A 17,933-nucleotide genomic window follows, 5' to 3' on the forward strand; every position below is an offset into this window, starting at 1 on the left:
TCTTCTCGGGAGTCCAGATCAGTCCGGGTCCCCGGTGGCCCGGAGGCGGCGCAGGGCCAGGATCAGATTGCCGCTGCCGAACGTCGCGAGCGCGGCGACGCCCCACAGGGTCGCCGCGACACCGGCCCCGTCCAGCACGGCGCCCGCGGCCAGGAAGCCCAGCGGCCCGGTCAGGGTGCTGATCGTGACCACTGCCTGCAACACCTTGGGCCCGAAGCCGTCCGGCAGCCGGGCGGAGAGCAGGCCCATCAGCGGCGCGTTCGCCAGAGGCGCGGCAGCAGATGACAGGCCGACGGCGACGACGAGCACGCCGGCCGGCACGGGCACCAGGAGCGTCCACAGGGGCAGAGCGACGCAGACCAGGGCCGTACAGGCGAGTCGTACGGGGGCGACCCGTGCCGCCAGCACATAGGCGGCCACCGAGCCCACCAGGCCACCCGCGCCATCGGCGGCGATCAGCAGGCCGCCGACCCTGGCGTCCCCCTCGAACCGGATGAACGCCAGCACCGGCATGGTGACCATCAGGGTTCGCAGCATCAGCCCGAACACCACGGTGGACAGCATCGCCCGGCGCAGGAACCAGTCGCCGCACAGATGCCGCACCCCCGCCCACAGGCCGCGGGGCCCGGCCGCGGACCCTCCGGCCCTGCCGCCCCCTGCCGGGACGAGGCGCAGCAGCAGCAATCCGGAGAAGGCGAAAGAGGCCGCGTCCAGCCACACCACGGATGTGGTCCCCACCAGTGGGATCAGCGCACCCGCGAGCGCCGGTCCGGCGAACGCCGAGCCGTTCGTCACACCTGCCAGCGCGCTGTTGGCGCGGGCCAGAGAGCGGGCGTGGGGGCTCAGCAGTTCCATCGCCAGCACCCTCTGTGCCGCGTGGTACGGAACGGCCAGCGCCCCGAGCGCCACGACGATCGCCACGAGGACGGCCAGATTGAGCGCGCCCAGGGTCTGCAGCAGCGGGATCAGCGCCACCACCGGAGCGCGGGCGAGATCGGAGACGACCATGGTCCGGCGGGCGCCCAGGCGCTGGATGACCTCTCCGCCCGCGAAGCCGAGCAGCGCCATGGGCAGCACCTGGGCCGCGAAGACCAGGCCCGCCCGGGTGGCCGAGCCGGTGGTCTCCAGCACCAGCCAGGGCAGCGCGAGCATGGTCATCTGGGTGCCCAACGCCGTCACCGCGCCGGCGACATAGACCGCCGTCAGCGCACGGCTCGGCCTGCTGCTCGCTGTGCCGTTCGGCGCTGCGCCGGGTGGGACGGGGGCTGCGCCGGGCCGGCTCGCCGCGATCGTCATCGGGTCGCCCCTTTCTCCTCGGTGGGTCCGGGCCATGTGGTCGCCCCCGCACCCTGTCGCCCGCCCACCGTCCGGTGCCAGGGAAGAAAACGCAGTCGCACCGGCAGGAGCTCACTGTCGGTGCCACTGCGCTTTCTTCCCTGCCACGCAGCCCCGCCCGTCCGGCAGTGTGATGGCCGTCGGAGCCCACCACAGCCAAGGCCACCGGCGGCGGAAGCGGAACCAGTGATGGGAGGGACGGCGATGGGCGGCGGTATCGGACCGGCGGTGCACGTCCCGTCCTTCGCCGCCCGCGACGGGCGGCGAGCGGTCGAGACCCGGTATGTGGACGGTCTCCCGCAGATCGTGGCCTGGGATCTGACGACGGGTCAGCGCCGCCAGGCGACCACCGCACCGCTGGGTGTGGAGACCGCCGCCATCGAGCCGGACGGCCACGGCCTGTGGTGGTTCGACGCCGCTCCCGGCGGTCAAGGCCGCTGGGTGCGCGGGCCGTTCGAGGGCGGCCACTCGCACCCGGCGCTCGACGGCGTGCCCGCCGGGCGGATGCACGGCCTGGCCTTCGACCCCCGCAGCGGCCTTGCCGCCGTCGGCGTCGGGGTCGCGGACTGCTCGCGGTACTACCTCGGGCGACCGGGCGAGCGCGCCCGCCTGGTGGCCGAGGAGCCCGGCTATGCGGTAGTGGTGGGCCTGGCCCCCGGCGGCCGGCTGCTGGCCACCGCGGGGGGCCCGGCCGGACCGGCGGTGCGGCTGTGGTCACCGGCCTCCGGCGTCCTCGTGGACGCCATCCCCGGCGCAGCGGGGGACGGCGGCGCGGTGTGGGCGCTGGGCTTCCGCCCGGACCTCGCCACCGCACGGCCGGAACTGCTGCTCATCCTCGAACGCGCGGGCCGCTACACCCTGGCCTTCTGGCGGCAGGGCGAGGGGATCCGTACGCACGGTCCCGGCTCCGCCCTCGACTTCGATACGGAGATCACCGCCTGCTGGTACGGGCCCGGCCGCACAGCGCTGGTCCAGCAGGACCGGGCGGGACGCAGCCGCCTGCTGCGCGCCGACCTCGACCGCGGTACGACGACGGTGCTTCCCACGCCCGAGGGCACGATCATCGACTTCTCCTGCGCACCCGACCGCACGGTCCACTGCCTGTGGAGCCGCGACGGCGAACTGCCCCGGCCACTGATCTGCCACCCGGAGAGCCCGGAAGGCTCGGAAAGTGCGGAGCACCCGGAACCCCCGGAAGGTCCCGGCCGCTCCGACCGCCCCGCCTACTCCGACCGCCCCGCCCGCTCCACGACGGCGTCACGCGGCACGGCGCCCGGCAAGACGACCGGATCCGGGCGCAGCGAGCTGTGGACACGTCGGCCGTACGGGCAGATCCACAGCTTTGTGGCCACCCCGCCCGGCCGCAGGGCGGGCCACCGCCCCTGGCCGACGGTCTTCCTCGTCCACGGCGGGCCCCACACCCACGACCGGGACGCCTATGACGCCCGGACCGAGGCCCTGGTCCAGGCCGGGTTCGCCGTCGTGCGCACCAACTACCGCGGCTCGACGGGCTACGGCCCCCGCTGGCGGAACGACTTCGGCCACCGGGTCGGCCTCGCCCAGCTCGAAGACCTCGCCGCGGTGCGCGGCCACCTCATCGACACGGGAGTCTCGCAGCCGGGCCGTACCGGCCTGTGCGGCTACTCCTGGGGCGGCTATCTGACGCTGCTGGCGATGGGCGTCCAGCCCCGGCTGTGGGACGTGGGGCTGGCCGTCGTCCCGGTGGCCGACTACACGGCGGCGTACTGGGCGACGACGCCGGCGCTGCGGGAGGTCGACGACCGCCTCTTCGGCGGCACCCCCGAGCAGGTGCCACACCGCTATCGCGCGGCCAGCCCGATGACGTATGTGGGCCGCGTACGCGGCCCACTCTTCCTCGCCGCCTCGGCGGACGACGAGAAGTGCCCTCCGGAACAGATCGAGCGCTATCTCGCCGCGCTGCGGCGCCGCGACGTCCCGCACCGCGTCCAGTGGCTCGGCGGCGGACACGACGTGGGCCGTGACCCGGCCGGACACGCCGCCGCCTGGGCCGCCATGGTGCGCTACGCCGACGACACGCTGCGCGCCTCCCCCAAAACCGCCGACCGCCCAAGCAGCGGACGGACCGGCTCGCACCACCCCGTCCACCACACCGAAGAAAGGTCAACCCCATGAAGCGTCACGGACTGCGCGTCGACCCCATCAGCGCCACCGAGCGGGATCGCGGACTCATCATTCCGCCGCACGAGACCGCCCTGGACAAGGCGGTTCCGGTCCGGCCGAACCGCCCGGCGCCGACCTGCACCACCCGTACGAAGAAGAACACGGAGAAGAAGTCGCCATTGCAGTGAGCCCCAGCAGCGCCGTAGCGGGGTGCCACACCCGGCACCCCGCCGCGGCGCCGGCCGTGCCGGTGAGCACAGGAGAACATCATGACCACAGCTACGGCAGCGACAGCAGCATCCCGGACGGACAATGGCCGGCCGCAGAAAGACCGGCCGGACAAGCCCGAGACGACGCAACCGCGCCAGAACCCGCCGACATTCCTCAGCGACCCGTACCCGACCCTGGCCAGGATGCGGGAATCGGCCCCGGTCTCCGTGCTGAACAGCGACGGCGGCCTGCGGCTGTGGATCATCCCGCGCTACGTCGATGTCCGGGCCGCGCTCTCCGACCGCCGATTCGCGCAGGATGTGCGGCGCGCCCAGGCCCTGGCCGACAGCCGGGTCCAGGGCGTCAACCTGGGCACCGAGATCACCCATATGCTCAGCAGCGATCCGCCCGACCACACCCGCCTGCGCCGTGTGGTCCAGGCGGCGTTCAGCCGCAAGCGGGTCGATGCGATGCGGCCGATGGTCGAGCGCATCACCCACGAACTCCTCGACGATCTGGACGCGGCAGCAGCGCGCCACACGGCCCGCACCACCACCGCCACGGTGGACCTGGTACGTGACTTCGCCTTCCCGCTGCCGATCCTCGTCGTCTGCGAACTGCTCGGCTTCCCGCCCGAGGACCGCGACCTCTACCGGAAGTGGTCGACCGCCATCGTCACCCAGGCGGGCGACCACGCGGCGTTCCTGCGAGCCGTCCAGGAGATGGGCGCGTACGTCCTGGCCCTCGCCGACCGGCGTATCCGCCGCAACGACCGTCCCGCCGATCTGCTCACCGAGTTGATGGCGGCCCGCGAGCGCGGGGAGCTGACGGACGACGAGATCGTGGGCATGGTCGCCCTGCTGCTGATCGGCGGGCATGAGACCACCGTGAACCTGCTGAGTACCTCGTGCCTCGCGCTGCTGCGCGACCCCGGCCAGACCGCCTGGCTGCGCGCCGATCTCACCCGGATGCCCAGGGCCGTCGAGGAGTTCCTGCGCTACGACTCCCCCATCTGTATGGCCACCACCCGCTTCACCACCGAGCCGGTGGACGTCGGCGGGGTGGAGATCCCGCAGGACGAGTTCGTGCTGCTGTCCCTCGGCGCGGCCAACCGCGACCCGGCGCGCTTCCAGGACCCCGACCGCCTCGTCCTCGACCGCGGGGACGCCGGCCATCTCGCCTTCGGCGGTGGCATCCACCGCTGCCTCGGCGCCCTGCTCGGCAAGCTGGAGACCGAGATCGCACTCACCGCGCTCCTCGCCCGCTACCCCGCGATGACCCTGGCCTGCCCGGAGCGCGACCTGCGCTGGCGCAACACGATGATGCTGCGCGGCTTGGAGGCGCTGCCCCTCACCCTGCACCGCTGACCCCCGCCCTGCCCCTGCCGCCCTCACCGTCGCGGCCTGGGTCGGGCCGGTCAAGGAGAAAGGGGACACAGGGTGCGCAACGTGGAAGCGCACCAGACGTACGGCCGGCGAACCAGCCGCCGACCGACACGGTCAGCGGTCAGCGGTCAGCGGTCAGCGGTCAGCGGTCAGCGGTCAGCGGTCAACCTTCACATAGTCCGTGGAAAGCCGTCCGTAGCGGTCGGTCCAGATGACGCCCTCGACATAACCAGGGCCTACCCACGTGGGCCACGTGTGGTAATAGGTGTGTCCTGCCGTCATCGAGATATTCGGTGAGACGTGGTCGTCCTCCCCAGGAGCCTGCCAGGCGAGATGGCCGTAGACGGCCGGACCACCCGTCTTTGTATAGATCACCTGGATGGCGCCCTGTTGGTTGACGGGCGTAACCGCGATACACAGACGCCCGTTGCCGAGATCCTTGCACTTGTCGACCGCATGCGCAGGGCTGACCCCAAGGGCCATGAGTCCTGCCACGGCTACTCCCAGAGTCAGGGAATGCCTCAACCACTTGAAGCGCGGGATGCTCACCAAAACACTCCTTCGCACCAGCCGGTTCCGACGGTGACAACACGAGCCACGTGTGACAGACCGTGTTTCTCGCACTCACCGCAGGAGTTCATCGACTCGCCACCCTCCGGCACCCTCCGACATACAGCAAACCTTTTGATGCAGGTCGAATCGTCCCAGCTTGATCATTAACCTCGCGGCTGTTCGAAGCGGACGTGCTCGGCGAGGATTTCGATTCGTCTCACGGCCCTCCCGGGGGTCGTGACGTGGCGGCGTCCTGCGGCTCTGGGAGCCGGGGGCGTCCGGCGCCGGGTTTGGAGGGCCTGGACACGTCGGTGGCACGGGTGGTCTTCACACTGAGGTGACAGAATCCCGGCGGACCCGGGCTTCAGTGAGCCGGCCACGCCGCGTCGGCCGTCCCCCGGGGCCGCTGCAGACCCCCGGCGAGAGGCCGGGCGAGGAGGAGTCGGATGCGGCGGAGACGATCAGCCACGTCCCCAGGCCGGCTGGATGCGCCCAGACCTTGGGGAGCACTCAGCCCAAGACCTGCTGCACAGGGGCGGAAGGTGTGGAAGGCGTCCGTGTCGGGTGCCGCCGACAGCGCCGAATAGTCGCCGAATAGTCCGTCCAGGCCAGATGCGCGATCTCGTGAGCGACAGTCCAGCCAGGCCCCGGGACGGCCAGCGAGGTCTGCTCGGCGCTCAACTCGAGCGACCAGCCAGTCGAGTGCCTCGCTCTCCTCGCGCAGGTCATCGAACATGGTCGCCGGAACGACACGGGACGCTCCCCCTCGGGCATGGCAACACCGAAGAAAACAATCAAGCATGCTTGCATAATTGTGGCCGTTCGGTGCACGCCCCGGGGCGAGGGCAGCGCGGACCCTGTGTGCTCAATACACTCGGCGATCGCGCCCACCGCGGCGCACACTCGCATCTCGGGGGACAAACGATGAGCAACTGGAACCCGGGCGGACAGCCGCCCCAGGGACCGCAGCCCTACCAGCCGCAGCCACCTCAGCCCTACCCGCCCCAGCCCTACGTGCCGCCACAGCCCCAGCCGCCCTACCCGGGGCCGCCGCTGCCGCCGGGCGGCCCGATCACCCGGCTGCGCCGGCGGATCGGCCCCATCCACACCGCCCGCAGGGTCTTCACCCCGTCGCGGCCGGGCATCGTCTCGGATCCCGAGGTGGCGCGGATGCGGAAGATCAGGACCCTGGTCGGCGTAGGCGCGTTCCTGTGGATGTCCTACGCCTACAAGCTCGCCCCCAAGCTCAGCGATGCCGCGGACGAGCAGGTCGACAAGTCGTGGACCAGCGCCCTCGCGCTGGCGGCGACCCTCCCGGTCGTCGTCGGCATCCTGTACGCCCTGGCCGCTCCCGCGGCGCGACGGGACCTGCTGCGCCGGGCGGGACGGTGTTTCGGCGCGATCGTGGCCATGATGGCGGCGGCCTCCGTCTTCCCGATCATCGTGCTCTCAGGGTTCTTCGACGGCCAGGAACCCCTTGTGGAGGGCCACTTCACCGTGACGAAGGGCCTCATCCTCGCGTCCACCCTCTTCATCCTCTTCTGGGTGACGCCCTTCGTCGTCTGGGGCGTGGGACTCGCCGTCCAGCACGTGTTCCGCACCGCCGACATCCACGAGACGGTGCCACCCCTGCTGATCATGGCGTTGGCGTGGGAGTCGGCGCTGATCGACCTGTTCACCGGCGCCCACGAGGGCGTGCCGACGGTGATCCGGTACGTGTTCATCCTCGGCGCCCCCCTCTCCGTCACAGCAGTCGGCCTATGGGAACTGCACCGACTCCGCGTCCACTACGGACTCAGAATCCAGGGACTGCTGATGCGCTAGAAACAGCGCCGCGCAGAACGGACCAGCCGGGCGCCGGCCGCGGCTCGCAGTGCTGTGCCCACTGGCCGAACGCGGCCGCCAGGTGCCGTTCACCCCGAACACCACCAGGGGCGACGCCCACGCCGCCTTGCGCAAGCCGCCCACATGAGACGTGGGGGCCCGCACCGGGGCGGCGAGACCCTGCCCCGCGGTGCCTAGGGTTGTGGGGACGGGCTCTGCCTGCCCGTCCCTGCTGGGCGTGGGTATGTGCAGTGTGGGCTTATGCCTCACCTGCGGCGGCGAAAACCGGCGGCGGCGCCCGCCGATGCGTCCGTCAGCCCGAGTGCCGTGCCATAGAACACGATGCTGCCCTCGGGGCCGTTGCGGAACCGTTTGACCACGCGCTGGACGGACCAGATGGTTGAGCCGTCGGGCACAGCATCGCCGTAGTCGCTGTGCTCGGCCATGAACCGCTCGACATCCCCGGGCTCCTGGGGGTGAAGTCGGCCTCGTAACCCGAGCTGTTGAAGGCACATGCGATCCACAGGGCGTGATCGGGGCGGATCTGCCTGGTGCGCAGTTGGGGATCGTCATCATCACGAGCGCGATCGTGACGGGGATATTTGAAAGTGGCTCTGTCCGCAGTTCCGTGAACAGGCGCACTGGCCAGTGGGTGGGGTGCCTCACTCTGTCAGTAGGCTCGTGATGTGACGGATCACGGCATTGAGCTCCCGGTCTTCCGACTTCATGTTGTGCCAGCGGTTCTCGCCCTTGCGAGTCCCTCGTGGCAGCGCGATGTCTGGCTGCGGCCGGATGAGTTCGAGGACTTGGACTACGTGGTCACCGTTCTGTTCGACGACTTCTGCAACGCAGACGATCCCGCGCCGTGGTTGGGCAAGAGCCTGCGGACGGAGGAGGAAGTCGCGCTCATGGAGGAGCTGGGCGAGGTCTACTCGTCCGTGCAGGAAGAAGTGGGTCGTGGCGCCCCGGATGAGGTCTATCTAGATGCTCCAGCCTGGGGCAACGTGATCGCAGTCGCGGGCAGGTTGGCTCAGGTGATGGTCACCAATGATCTCCAGGCTGCTGCTCTCCTGCATGAACGGCTCAACTTTCCTCACCATGAGAGGCCCACTGAGGGGGCATCGACGACTGAGTGAGGATGCGCGTGCGGAGGAGGTCGAACGAGGCTCGCCCGCACAGAGACCTCTTGAGCGTTTTCAGTCGAAGCCGCTCCTGGGCCTGCCTGTGGTCAGTCTCTTCGGCATTGCTGTCCGTCTCGGTCGCGAGGAAGTCTGACGTCTCACAGGTGGCGCGCTGGTTCCTGCCCTCCACGCACTCGGCCCTGCTCCACATGCCAGCTGGCCCGCACTGCCGACGTCCAACTGTGGTCGGCCGCCTACTGCCTGGGCGCAGTCGCTGCAGAGCACGCGGGCGGACGTCACGTACAGACCTGTGCTCCTCCCCAACGTCATCAACCCCCTTGTTCAACCACGTCACTCCCCTCCTCGCGGGCCAGGGCAGCGCGGTGACCGGGCTGACGGGCCGCTCATCCGGCAGACCGGCGAAGTCGAACCGCGGGGCGTCGTCGATGCGGGCGTGACCGGCCCAACGATGGAGTGTGCGACGACGGCGAAGGCTGCCCTCGCCGCACGCCGGCGAGGACGAGAAAGAGGACTACTCGCTGACCTTCACGAAGATTCCGAAGCTGCCGAAGGGGCTGGCCGCCACCGCCACGGTCACGTGCGTCGACGACAACAACGACACGGAGACCTACCACAAGAACTTCACCATCAAGCGGCCGGACGACTCTGCCACGCCCACCAACATCACCCAGACCCTCAACCTCAAGTAGGGCCACCCGACACAGACAACCACCGACCCGTTGGGACACCCGCCGCGGGTCGGCGCTTCCAGGCCGTTGAGTCTGTACGCCCCGAAGGCCAGCCCCGGGACACCGCGCTGCCATGCCGGACCGGCCCCTGTCCACCCGCGTCCTGGGCAACGGGAAGCCCCCGTCTGGACTGTTACGTCGATGACGACACGGTCGAGCCCGCCATCGCGCGACAGGGTGAGGAGTTGGGCTCGAAGGGTGGCGAACTGGACGATGAACCGTGGCATCCAGGTCGTCCCGCGCCTCGGCACCCAGGACAGCGGCTTCCGCCTCCGGCTGTGCCGTCCTCGTGGACGGTGAGGCAGACCAGTCGGAGCCGACATGCCGCCCCGTCGTCGCCGACCACTACCAGCCCCGGCCCCGCGCCTGAGACGCCTGCCGATTCATGCGCTCGACGTGCTACGACAACTGCCGGGGCAGCCAACGGTTTTACTGCGAGACCACATGGATGTGTCGACACTGCGCCGACCTCAAGGACAACTGCCTCGTGCCCGGCCCGCGCGCGCTCAACACCCAGCCGCCCCCAGGCTCAGGGACCGGATCACATGCCCTCGGTGAGTTTCCGCAGCGATCGAAGCAATTCGGTGCGTTGCGCGTCGTCGAGGGGCGCGAAGAGGTCCTGCAGTACGCCGATCGACACCTGCCGGCCTTCGGCGAGTGCGGTGCGCCCCGCCTCGGTGAGAGTGTGCGCGACGCGTCGCCCGTGGCCTGCGGAACGGACGATGAATCCACGCTCCACCAGTCGGCTCGCCAGGGTGCCGAACGCCTGATCGCTCTGGAACGTCGCGACGGCGAGTTCATGCCCCGAGGCCCCTGGCATCCGCTCGATGGCGCGCAGGGCATCCCACTGCACGAGGCTGACCCCGATCTCGCGCAGCGCGGCATCCATCGTGCGGTGGTTGCGGTACTGCGCCCGCTTGATCGCCAGTCCGAGAGCTTCCAGGTCGGTCGTCATGCTGCTACTGTATCAACAAGTTTATATCAACATGCTTATTCATCAGGGAGCATCATGCGCATCGACCTGCCTGAGGACCTTCCCGTCATCCAGGCCGGCCGGCCCGCATCCCGCACAGCACTCGTGCTGCACGGCGGGGGCGGGCCCCGGACCGTCGCGCCCGTAGTGGCGCACCTCGCCGCCACCATGCACGCCTTCGCGCCGACACATCCCGGCTGGGACGGCACCACGCGCCCCCACTCCCTCACCTCGGTCGCACAGCTCGCGGCCGCCTACCTCATACGCCTGCTTGAGCACGAAGAGCATGACGTCGTCCTGATCGGATCCTCGATCGGCGGGTGGATCGCACTCGAGATGGCGGCGCAGGCCGCCCACGACGAGCGCTACGCAGGACTTATCGCAGCCGTGGTCAACATCGACGGCGTCGGAGCAGAAGTGGAAGGCGAGCCCGTCGCAGACTTCTTCGCCCTCGACGCCCGCACCCTCGCCGAGGCCGCCTGGCACGACCCGGAGCGTGGCTACGTCGACCCGGCCGGCATCACCGATGAGCAGCGCGCGATCCAGCAGGCGAACGGACGCACGATGGCCGCCGTCGCCGGCACGAGCATGAGCGACCCCACGCTCCTCGGCCGACTCGGAGGGGTGAACATCCCCACGCTGATGGTGTGGGGCGAGAGCGACCGGATCGTCACACCGGCATACGGGCGGGCCGTCGCGCGCGCGGTGCCCGGCGCCCAGTTCGTCCAGATCCCGAAAGCCGGCCACCTCCCGCACCTCGAAGCCCCGGACGCAACCTGGGCGGCCATCGACGCCTTCCTGGCGCAGCCCTGACAGGACTCCGCCTGACCTGGGCCGACCTGCGGGTTCCAGCCCCGATCGTTCTGCTGCGCGGCAGTTGCGGAAGGCATGACGGTGCGCAGGCCGGTGACGTAAGCCGACGGCACGAAGTGACTGGGGCGATAGTTGAACAGTGAGCCGATGCAGCGGAGTTGTTCGATCAAGGTGCACTGTGCAGGTGTGGCCACCGTTGTCCGCTCAAGGCCCAGCCCGGTGACGGGTGAGCAGGTCACGCGTCCGGGTCGGCGATCCGGCTGGGGCGGTCGACTGGAGTGTGCGGACCGTCTGCTGGAACACCCACACCGCTTCGGTCCCAGGGGTCAATTCAAGGCTGCGCAGGATTTGCCCGTGCCGTTAAACTGGCACGCCGGATCAGATCGCGGCCTACCGATGTCACGCAGGAGGCCGACGGTGGTCACGGCATCGTGGCGTGCACGGGCGGAAGCCAGGTCGTCGAGCAGGGGATCAGGGCTGATGCCGGCAGCGAGGTCGTCGAGCACGCCGGATGCCAAGGCCGTGTCGTCGGCCTGCTGGAAGCGCTCGAACAGGCCTCACACGGACGCATGAGCATGGGTGATACCCAGTTACGTGGCCTGGTGGTCGAGTTGGGCAGCAAACGCGCTGTCCCCTGTCGCGCGAAGGCACATGGCCAGCATCAGCAGACTCGACGCCTGCTGGGCAGATCGCCACAGACCACCGCGCTAGCGGGCTCGCTGGAAACACCGTGCTCTATCAGGTGACGCCGACTGACCGAGGACATGCTGCAGACCGTCCTCCGACGCCGCGCGCTCGGTTGGGCATCATCCCGTGTACGTCGGCAAGCGGTGGGTAATTCTGGCGGAAGAGTGGGGCCAGCAGGGCATCGCCCGGCCAGAACTCCTGCTCCGCGACAAGACACGGGAGGAACAGATCGACCTCGGCCATGACGGCGGCCCGCCGGCATCGAAAAGGTCACGCTGCCACGCCTGCTCGTACTCCGCCGTCTGCTCCGCGGTCCAGCCGTCACCGACGGCGGGCCTTACTCGTCTCGGAGCTGAAGGACGCGTGCATGCGCCTCGCCGGCGGCCTGCTGTTTGGCCACGAGGCCTTCGACGGTGTGTGCCACGTGTGCCGACATTACGACCGGGATGGGCGAGCCCCTGCCGCGCCGCGCTCGGCAGGGGCTCGATGCGGTGGCGCTACGACGGCCACCCAATGCGCGCCAGAGGACGACACGGGGACTCACAACTCCCGGTCGCCCTCGCCGTTCACGAGCTCGTCGAGTCGCGCCCGCACTGCCGCCACAGCAGCCACTCCCAGATCCGACTCCCACCCCTCGAACCCGGCGCGCTCGACGCCCTCGGCAACGCCGTGCAGAACGGCCAGGGTCAGTCCGACCCACTGCTTCTCCGTCAGATAGTCCGGCTTCGTGACCCCTTCGGACATGATCTGCTCCATTGTGCGCGGCATGGCCGCTCCTTCGTCTCGAGGTGTGAGGTCGGCCCGCTTGCCCTGACTCGGCGGGTTCGCCTCGAACCAGGCGGCCACCTCGTCAGCGCGATACTGGACACGTGTGGAGCCCTCGGCCACGACCGGCCTGGGGAAGGAGGCGTTGCGCCGGTAGTTGTGCAACGCCAACCGGCTGCCCCCGTGCTCCTGCTCGATCTCCTTCAAGGTGATCAAGCGGCTCCCCTCGCTTTCAGGGCTCTTGGGCACGGCTACATCCCTCCCCGAACTTCTGGACAATATCCATAAGTTCTGTCGCTGTGGAACGGCGCCAACAAGTACGGCCCTGTCCCGCCGAGTTGGGACAGGCCAGGCCCACCTCAACCATCACGAAAAGGCAGGCCGTCTTGGCCAACCGTACCGATCAGCCCTCCATTACCGTCGTCTTAGCCCCGCAACAGGACTACCGGCCTTCGGAGTTGGCACGACTACCTCACGTCGTCCCAGCGCATGGCCTGGGGGGGGTTGTGTCACCAGCTCCGAAGGCATGACAGACCGCTGATTAGGGGGCATGACCACCGGCTGCTTCGCAGGTCGGGAGGCTCTTCGTCATGGGGATGTGGCAGCTCGGTGCGCTGGTTGTCCGTGTCGTAATAGGAGGAGGAGCATCGAGTCCACGTCCCAGGCGTTGGCCACGTCGACGACCGGGTACGGTCCGAGGCTGGTGGTCTAGCCGTCCTGCTCGTGCACGGCAGCAAGCAGGGCGGACGGGCTGGGCGGGTAGTCGGGGCTGTGGCGGGCGGGCATGAAACCGAAGGGTGCGGCTCCCTTTGAGTGAGCTTGTGAGGCGAGCTCTGAACTCGTGGTGATGCTGGTCCGGTGGGGGCAGAGGCGTTCGCGTTCCCGCTGGGTATCGCCGTACTACAGGAAGCTGCCGGTCTGGTCAGGCAGACGGTCAGCGCAGGCTCACGACGAGCGCGCCGCAGTCAGGCCCCTACATGGATGTAGGGCGCCCACAGCCACGGTGTCGCGGGAATCTCCTGCTCCTCAACAAGAGTTCTGAGAGTCTGGTGCAAGGCGATCGCGGCGTCGTCGACGTGCAGATCACCGGCCGCGTCCTGCAACGCCGTGTAGAACCCGGTGGCGACGTCGACAGCGAATTCGTCGTCGATGGGCCACAAGGTGCCGATCACGTGCGCATAGCCGGCCAGCTGCATGGCCCCGGCCAGGTGGATCGCCTCGTCCAGCAGATCGACGGCGTGGTTGGCTGAGGTGTTGCACGCCGACAGATAGGCCAGGCGTGCCGTGTGGAAGTCGACCGGAGCCAGGGCCGCGACCGTGAGCGGATGATCCCGGTGGTCGTGCAGCAGAAGACGGCTGTTCGAGGGGTTGTCGGCGTCGCTGACACCGTGGCAGGCGAAGTGGGCGATCGTGCAGGCCGACATCTCCGCGAGGACCCGTTCCCGCGTCGGCGGGCCCTGGGCCAGGGTGCCTTGATGCGGGCCGCCGAGCGTCAGAGGGCTGGGCAGCAGCTCGGCCAGGCGCGCCGCCTCTGTGGGGATGTGCCGCAATTCTGCGCCGCGCAGCTCTTCCGGCAGGTCCGGGGTGGTGGGCATGGCGACGATCAGGGAGGACGCCGCCGTGACGTCCGGGCGGGGCCGGCGGGCGTGACCCAGTGCCCGAACGGTCGGAGTGTGGGAGGACACGACACGATCGGCCACCCTCCGCCAGCCCGAATCGGACTCGTCGTCGTAGTGTCCGGCGGCGTGCACCGGCAAGAGTCCCAGCAGGCCGCCGGTGGCCCACCACACCCGCGGCCAGGGCGCGCCGTCGGACGGTGGATGACGGAGCCCCAAGTGGTCCAGCACCGGTTCGACGACCTCGTCCCACAACCAGGCCAGCGTGTTCAGCAGGGCCTGACCGGCTTTGTGGCGCACGTCTGCCAAGCCGTGGACATCGTCCAGTCCCTGGTGGAAGGCCTCGATGTGCTCGACCAGGGCCTCCGGTGTCAGGCCGGGCAATGGCACTGCGGTGACGCCGTCGGTGGTGAGGATCAGGGCCGCGCTGTGGTGGGAGCTGACGGTGAAGCTGACGATCGGTCCGTCTGCCGCCTGGGTTCGCAGCTGCTCCATCGACGGCGGCAGACCGAAGGACTCGAAGCCCGGCAGCGCACGGATCCGCTCCAGGACCGCCGCCAGCTCGACCGCCCACTCGGCGCGGGTGCTGCCTGCCATGGCGCCGCCGGCCGGGTCGGCGGTGACGCGACGACCGTCGGACTCGGCGTCCAGCGAGGTGCGCAGCTCGGCAAGCCTGCGGGCCAGTTCGGGGTATTCGGCCTGGAGGTCGGTGACGTCGCTGCGCAGGCCCATGGCCCGGCTCAGCAGTACTCCACGCCCGGCCTCCAACAGTGACAGAGCCCGCTCGGCTCGCTGGCTCTCGGGCTTGGAGGTGTCGAGCAACGCCAACGCTGCCGCATCGGACGACAGGCCGCTGAAACGCCTGAGCGCGAACTGGCGGTCGTCACGGAGCAGTCGCTCCGAAGCGATCTCGGGCAGCAGACGTACGGCCCGTTCGAAGAGCTCGGCGGCCCGGCCGGGGTCGTTGACCCCGAGCAGCGTCCCCGCCTGCAGCGCGGCGTGGATGCGGTCGGTCGGAGGCGCTGAGGGCAACGAGGCCGCCTGCTCGAGGAGGTCAGCGGCCTGCGCTGTGGCCGCGAGGTCGGCGCCGCGCTCGGCCCGGATCCGCAGGCCGTTACCAAGCAAGGTCAGCATGAGGGCACGACTGGCGTGATCGTCGGCGGTGGTCTCCACGGCCAGCGCCACCACACGGATGGCCTCGTCCAGATCGGCCGCCTCACCGGTTCGCTCGAACCGGGCCTGCAACGCGGTACTGAGGTTGGTCAGCATCAAGGCACGGTCGGCGTGGTCCTCTGCGGTGGCAGCAACGCCGAGCGCGGCCACCTTCACGGATTCGTCCAGGTCGGCCGACGCGCCGGTGTGTCCGGACCGGGTCCGCAGGGTGACGCCGAGGTTGGACAGGATCCTGGCGCGTTCCGGACGGTCGTCGGGGCTGCTCTCCACAGCCAGGCTCCCCAGGCGCACGGCTTCGTCGAGGTCTGCGGGATTGCCGGTGCGCTGGAACCGTGACGTCAAAACGATGCTGAGGTTGGACATCCGGGTGGCGCGGTCGGGGTGGTCCTCGGCGAGGGTCGCCAGGACGAGCGTGCCCACGCGTACGGCTTCGTCGAGGTCCGTCAGGCTGCCGGTGAGCTCGAACCGGGTGGTCAGGGCAGCGCCGAGATTGTTCAGCCACTTGATGCGGTCCGGATCGCCCTCTGGGGCCGCGGCCGCGGCCAGGCCGGCCATCTGCACGGCCCTGTCCAGGTCGGGCAGTGCGCCAGTTCGTATGGCGCGCGTCCGGAGCGCGTTGCTGACGTTCGCCATGGTGAGGGCCCGCCCCGGGTAGTCCTCGGGAAGGCTTGCCAGGACCAGGGTGCCCACGCGTACGGCTTCGTCGAGGTCCGTGATCGCCCCGGTGCGCTCGAACCGGGTGTGCAGCGCGGCGCAGAGGTTGGACAGCCATTTGGCGCGGTCGGGATGGTCGTCGGCGGTGGCTTCCACGGCCTGGGTCATCATGCGCACGGCCTCGTTCAAGTCCGTCAGTGCATCGATACGCATGGACCTGGCGAGCAGTGCGGCGCCGAGGTCGTTGAGGATGCTCCCCCGGTGAGGATGGCCGTCGGCAGCGAACTCCAGGGCCTGGGTCGCCACCTCCACGGCTCGGTAGAGGTCCGGCAGCGCGTCGGTGCGCTGGAACCGCGTCCGTAGGGCGCTGGCGAGATTGGTCAGGATGAAGGCCCGGTTGGGGTGGTCCAGGGGCGTGGCCTCGACTGCCTGGGCCGCCACCTCCACGGCTTGGTCCAGGTCGGCCAGGACGTCTGTCCGGTCGAAACGGGCTCGCAGCGCTTCCGCGAGGTTGGACAGCATGGTGACGCGATCGGGGCTGTCGTCGCCGGCGGCTTCGGCGGCCAGGGTCTGCAGGCGGACGGACTCTGCCAGGTCGGCCTGTGATCCGGTGCGTTCGGATCGGGCCTTCAACGCGCCCGCGAGGCTGACCAGCCTGGCGGGGCGGCCGGGATGGTCTTCGGGGGTGCGTTCCATGGCCTGGGTCGCCAGGTCCACGGCCTTGTCCAAGTCGTCCAGCGCACCGGTGCGGGCGTACCGGGTCCGTAGGGCGTTGCCCAGGCTGGACAGCCACGTGGCGCGCCCGGGGTCGCTCTCGGCAGTGGTCTCCACAGCCAGGGTGCCCACCCGTACGGCCTCGTCCAAATCGCTGAGCGCGCCGGTGCGTTCGAACCGGGCCAGCAGCGAATTCGAGAGATTCGACAGCATCACGCCGCGGCCGGGGTGGTGGCCGGGGCTGTTTTCAACGGCCAGGGTCCCTACCCGGATGGCTTCGTTGAGATGTGTCAGCGCACCGGTGCGCTCGAACTGCCGGTGCAGCGCGCCGCCGAGGTTGGTCAGCATGATGGTGCGGCCGGGGTGACTCTCGGCAGCGGTGTTCAGTGCCAGAGTGCCCAGCCGTACGGCCTCGTTCAAGTCGGCCGGATCGCCGCTCTGCCCGAACCGTGCCAGCAGCGCGATGCTGTGGTTGGCCAACATGGTCGGGCGATCGGAATAGTTCTCCGGCGCTGTCTTCAGGGCCAACGCCCCCAGGCGGACGGCCTCGTTCAGATCGGCCGGCACGCCTGTGTGATCGAAGCGGGTCCGTAACGCCTCGGCGAGGATGGAGAACAGCTTGGCGGCCTCGAAGTAGTTCTCAGGGATGATGTCCAGCGCCAAGGTGCCCGTGCGGATGGCCTCATTCACGTCTTCGAGCACACCTGTGCGCTGGAAGCGCATCAGCAAGGTCGTACAGCAGGCGGCGAGCACGGCCGGACGGTTCGGGTGATCCTCGGCTGTGGCCTCGATGATGCGCTGCCACCGCTGGACAGCCTGGGTCACCAGCTCGGGATCCGACGAGAACTGCGCCCGCTGGCTGAGCTCCATCGTGCTTGCCGCGGCACGCTGGACGAGGTGGGGGATCACTTCCTCCGGCAAGTCATGCATCCCGGCCAGAAGGCATGGATCGAACAAGGAAAGGGCCTGTTCCAGCGCATGCTGATCCGCACCGGAGGGCAGTGCGCCGTACCGGTACCAGTGCAGCCAGCCGAGCGTATGGCAGCACTCGATGTCGCCCGGTCCACCTCCGGCCTGTCGTAACTGTTCGGCAAGAGCGCCGACACCGGGACCCAGCGCCAGTGTGTAGTCGCGTGTTTGCCGGATCTTGGCCAGAAGCTCCGTGACCTGCGTCAACACCTCAGTCCTGCGATCCATGCGTTCCCCCACCCCGGTCCCTG

General features: G+C 69.6%; 14 protein-coding genes and 1 pseudogene. 7 read left to right on the plus strand and 8 right to left on the minus strand.

Features of this window, described 5'->3' with window-relative positions; translation table 11 throughout:
* Nucleotides 1-18: 18 nt before the first annotated feature.
* A complete protein-coding gene (locus tag EJC51_RS01185) occupies nucleotides 19-1,296 on the minus strand; it encodes an MFS transporter (protein WP_126269273.1) in 1,278 nt (425 codons plus the stop codon).
* Nucleotides 1,297-1,524: 228 nt separating this feature from the next.
* On the opposite strand from EJC51_RS01185, the gene EJC51_RS01190 reads away from it, so the two are divergent.
* The 3 genes from EJC51_RS01190 to EJC51_RS01200 all read left to right on the plus strand — a co-directional run bounded on the left by EJC51_RS01190 (nucleotide 1,525) and on the right by EJC51_RS01200 (nucleotide 5,054).
* Entirely contained in the window at nucleotides 1,525-3,489 is a 1,965-nt protein-coding gene (locus EJC51_RS01190) for a prolyl oligopeptidase family serine peptidase (RefSeq protein WP_244362344.1), read from the plus strand.
* Nucleotides 3,486-3,665: a hypothetical protein gene (locus EJC51_RS01195; RefSeq protein ID WP_126269274.1), complete on the plus strand. Its 180-nt coding sequence runs from the start codon at nucleotides 3,486-3,488 to the stop codon at nucleotides 3,663-3,665. Before EJC51_RS01190 ends, EJC51_RS01195 begins: the two co-directional genes overlap by 4 nt.
* 225 nt (nucleotides 3,666-3,890) lie before the next feature.
* Nucleotides 3,891-5,054, plus strand: coding sequence for a cytochrome P450 family protein (locus EJC51_RS01200; protein ID WP_244362347.1), 1,164 nt, complete (start codon nucleotides 3,891-3,893; stop codon nucleotides 5,052-5,054).
* Between the two features lie 174 nt (nucleotides 5,055-5,228).
* Here EJC51_RS01200 and EJC51_RS01205 read toward each other — a convergent pair whose 3' ends face one another.
* Together EJC51_RS01205 and EJC51_RS48475 are read right to left on the minus strand one after the other, a co-directional pair.
* Nucleotides 5,229-5,621, minus strand: coding sequence for a hypothetical protein (locus EJC51_RS01205; RefSeq protein WP_126269275.1), 393 nt, complete (start codon nucleotides 5,619-5,621; stop codon nucleotides 5,229-5,231).
* Between the two features lie 585 nt (nucleotides 5,622-6,206).
* A pseudogene (locus EJC51_RS48475) lies at nucleotides 6,207-6,360 on the minus strand (maleylpyruvate isomerase N-terminal domain-containing protein); the annotation flags it as partial.
* 188 nt (nucleotides 6,361-6,548) lie between these two features.
* Here EJC51_RS48475 and EJC51_RS01215 point away from each other — a divergent pair.
* Nucleotides 6,549-7,448, plus strand: coding sequence for a hypothetical protein (locus EJC51_RS01215; RefSeq protein ID WP_244362350.1), 900 nt, complete (start codon nucleotides 6,549-6,551; stop codon nucleotides 7,446-7,448).
* 266 nt (nucleotides 7,449-7,714) lie between these two features.
* Here EJC51_RS01215 and EJC51_RS01220 read toward each other — a convergent pair whose 3' ends face one another.
* Complete coding sequence (locus EJC51_RS01220; RefSeq protein WP_126269276.1) at nucleotides 7,715-7,894, minus strand: hypothetical protein; 180 nt, start codon at nucleotides 7,892-7,894, stop codon at nucleotides 7,715-7,717.
* A gap of 240 nt (nucleotides 7,895-8,134) precedes the next feature.
* Between EJC51_RS01220 and EJC51_RS01225 the strand changes: the two genes are divergently transcribed.
* Together EJC51_RS01225 and EJC51_RS01230 are read left to right on the plus strand one after the other, a co-directional pair.
* Nucleotides 8,135-8,584 (plus strand): SCO4402 family protein, encoded by a 450-nt coding sequence (locus EJC51_RS01225; RefSeq protein WP_126269277.1) that lies wholly within the window; start codon nucleotides 8,135-8,137, stop codon nucleotides 8,582-8,584.
* Between the two features lie 461 nt (nucleotides 8,585-9,045).
* Nucleotides 9,046-9,279 (plus strand): hypothetical protein, encoded by a 234-nt coding sequence (locus EJC51_RS01230; RefSeq protein ID WP_126269278.1) that lies wholly within the window; start codon nucleotides 9,046-9,048, stop codon nucleotides 9,277-9,279.
* A 580-nt stretch (nucleotides 9,280-9,859) separates the two neighbouring features.
* On the opposite strand, the gene EJC51_RS01235 is transcribed toward EJC51_RS01230, so the two are convergent.
* On the minus strand, nucleotides 9,860-10,273 hold the full coding sequence (locus EJC51_RS01235; protein WP_126269279.1) for a MarR family winged helix-turn-helix transcriptional regulator: 414 nt from the start codon (nucleotides 10,271-10,273) through the stop codon (nucleotides 9,860-9,862).
* A gap of 54 nt (nucleotides 10,274-10,327) precedes the next feature.
* Here EJC51_RS01235 and EJC51_RS01240 point away from each other — a divergent pair, with 54 nt between their 5' ends.
* Complete coding sequence (locus tag EJC51_RS01240) at nucleotides 10,328-11,104, plus strand: alpha/beta fold hydrolase (protein WP_126269280.1); 777 nt, start codon at nucleotides 10,328-10,330, stop codon at nucleotides 11,102-11,104.
* A gap of 326 nt (nucleotides 11,105-11,430) precedes the next feature.
* Here EJC51_RS01240 and EJC51_RS01245 read toward each other — a convergent pair whose 3' ends face one another.
* From EJC51_RS01245 to EJC51_RS01255, 3 genes are all read right to left on the minus strand, one after another.
* Complete coding sequence (locus tag EJC51_RS01245; RefSeq protein ID WP_126269281.1) at nucleotides 11,431-11,610, minus strand: hypothetical protein; 180 nt, start codon at nucleotides 11,608-11,610, stop codon at nucleotides 11,431-11,433.
* 721 nt (nucleotides 11,611-12,331) lie between these two features.
* Nucleotides 12,332-12,772: a hypothetical protein gene (locus EJC51_RS01250; protein WP_126269282.1), complete on the minus strand. Its 441-nt coding sequence runs from the start codon at nucleotides 12,770-12,772 to the stop codon at nucleotides 12,332-12,334.
* 749 nt (nucleotides 12,773-13,521) lie between these two features.
* Nucleotides 13,522-17,910 (minus strand): CHAT domain-containing protein, encoded by a 4,389-nt coding sequence (locus EJC51_RS01255; protein WP_166682798.1) that lies wholly within the window; start codon nucleotides 17,908-17,910, stop codon nucleotides 13,522-13,524.
* Nucleotides 17,911-17,933: the final 23 nt, after the last annotated feature.

The organism is Streptomyces aquilus (genome assembly GCF_003955715.1).
Taxonomy (GTDB): Bacteria; Actinomycetota; Actinomycetes; order Streptomycetales; family Streptomycetaceae; genus Streptomyces; species Streptomyces aquilus.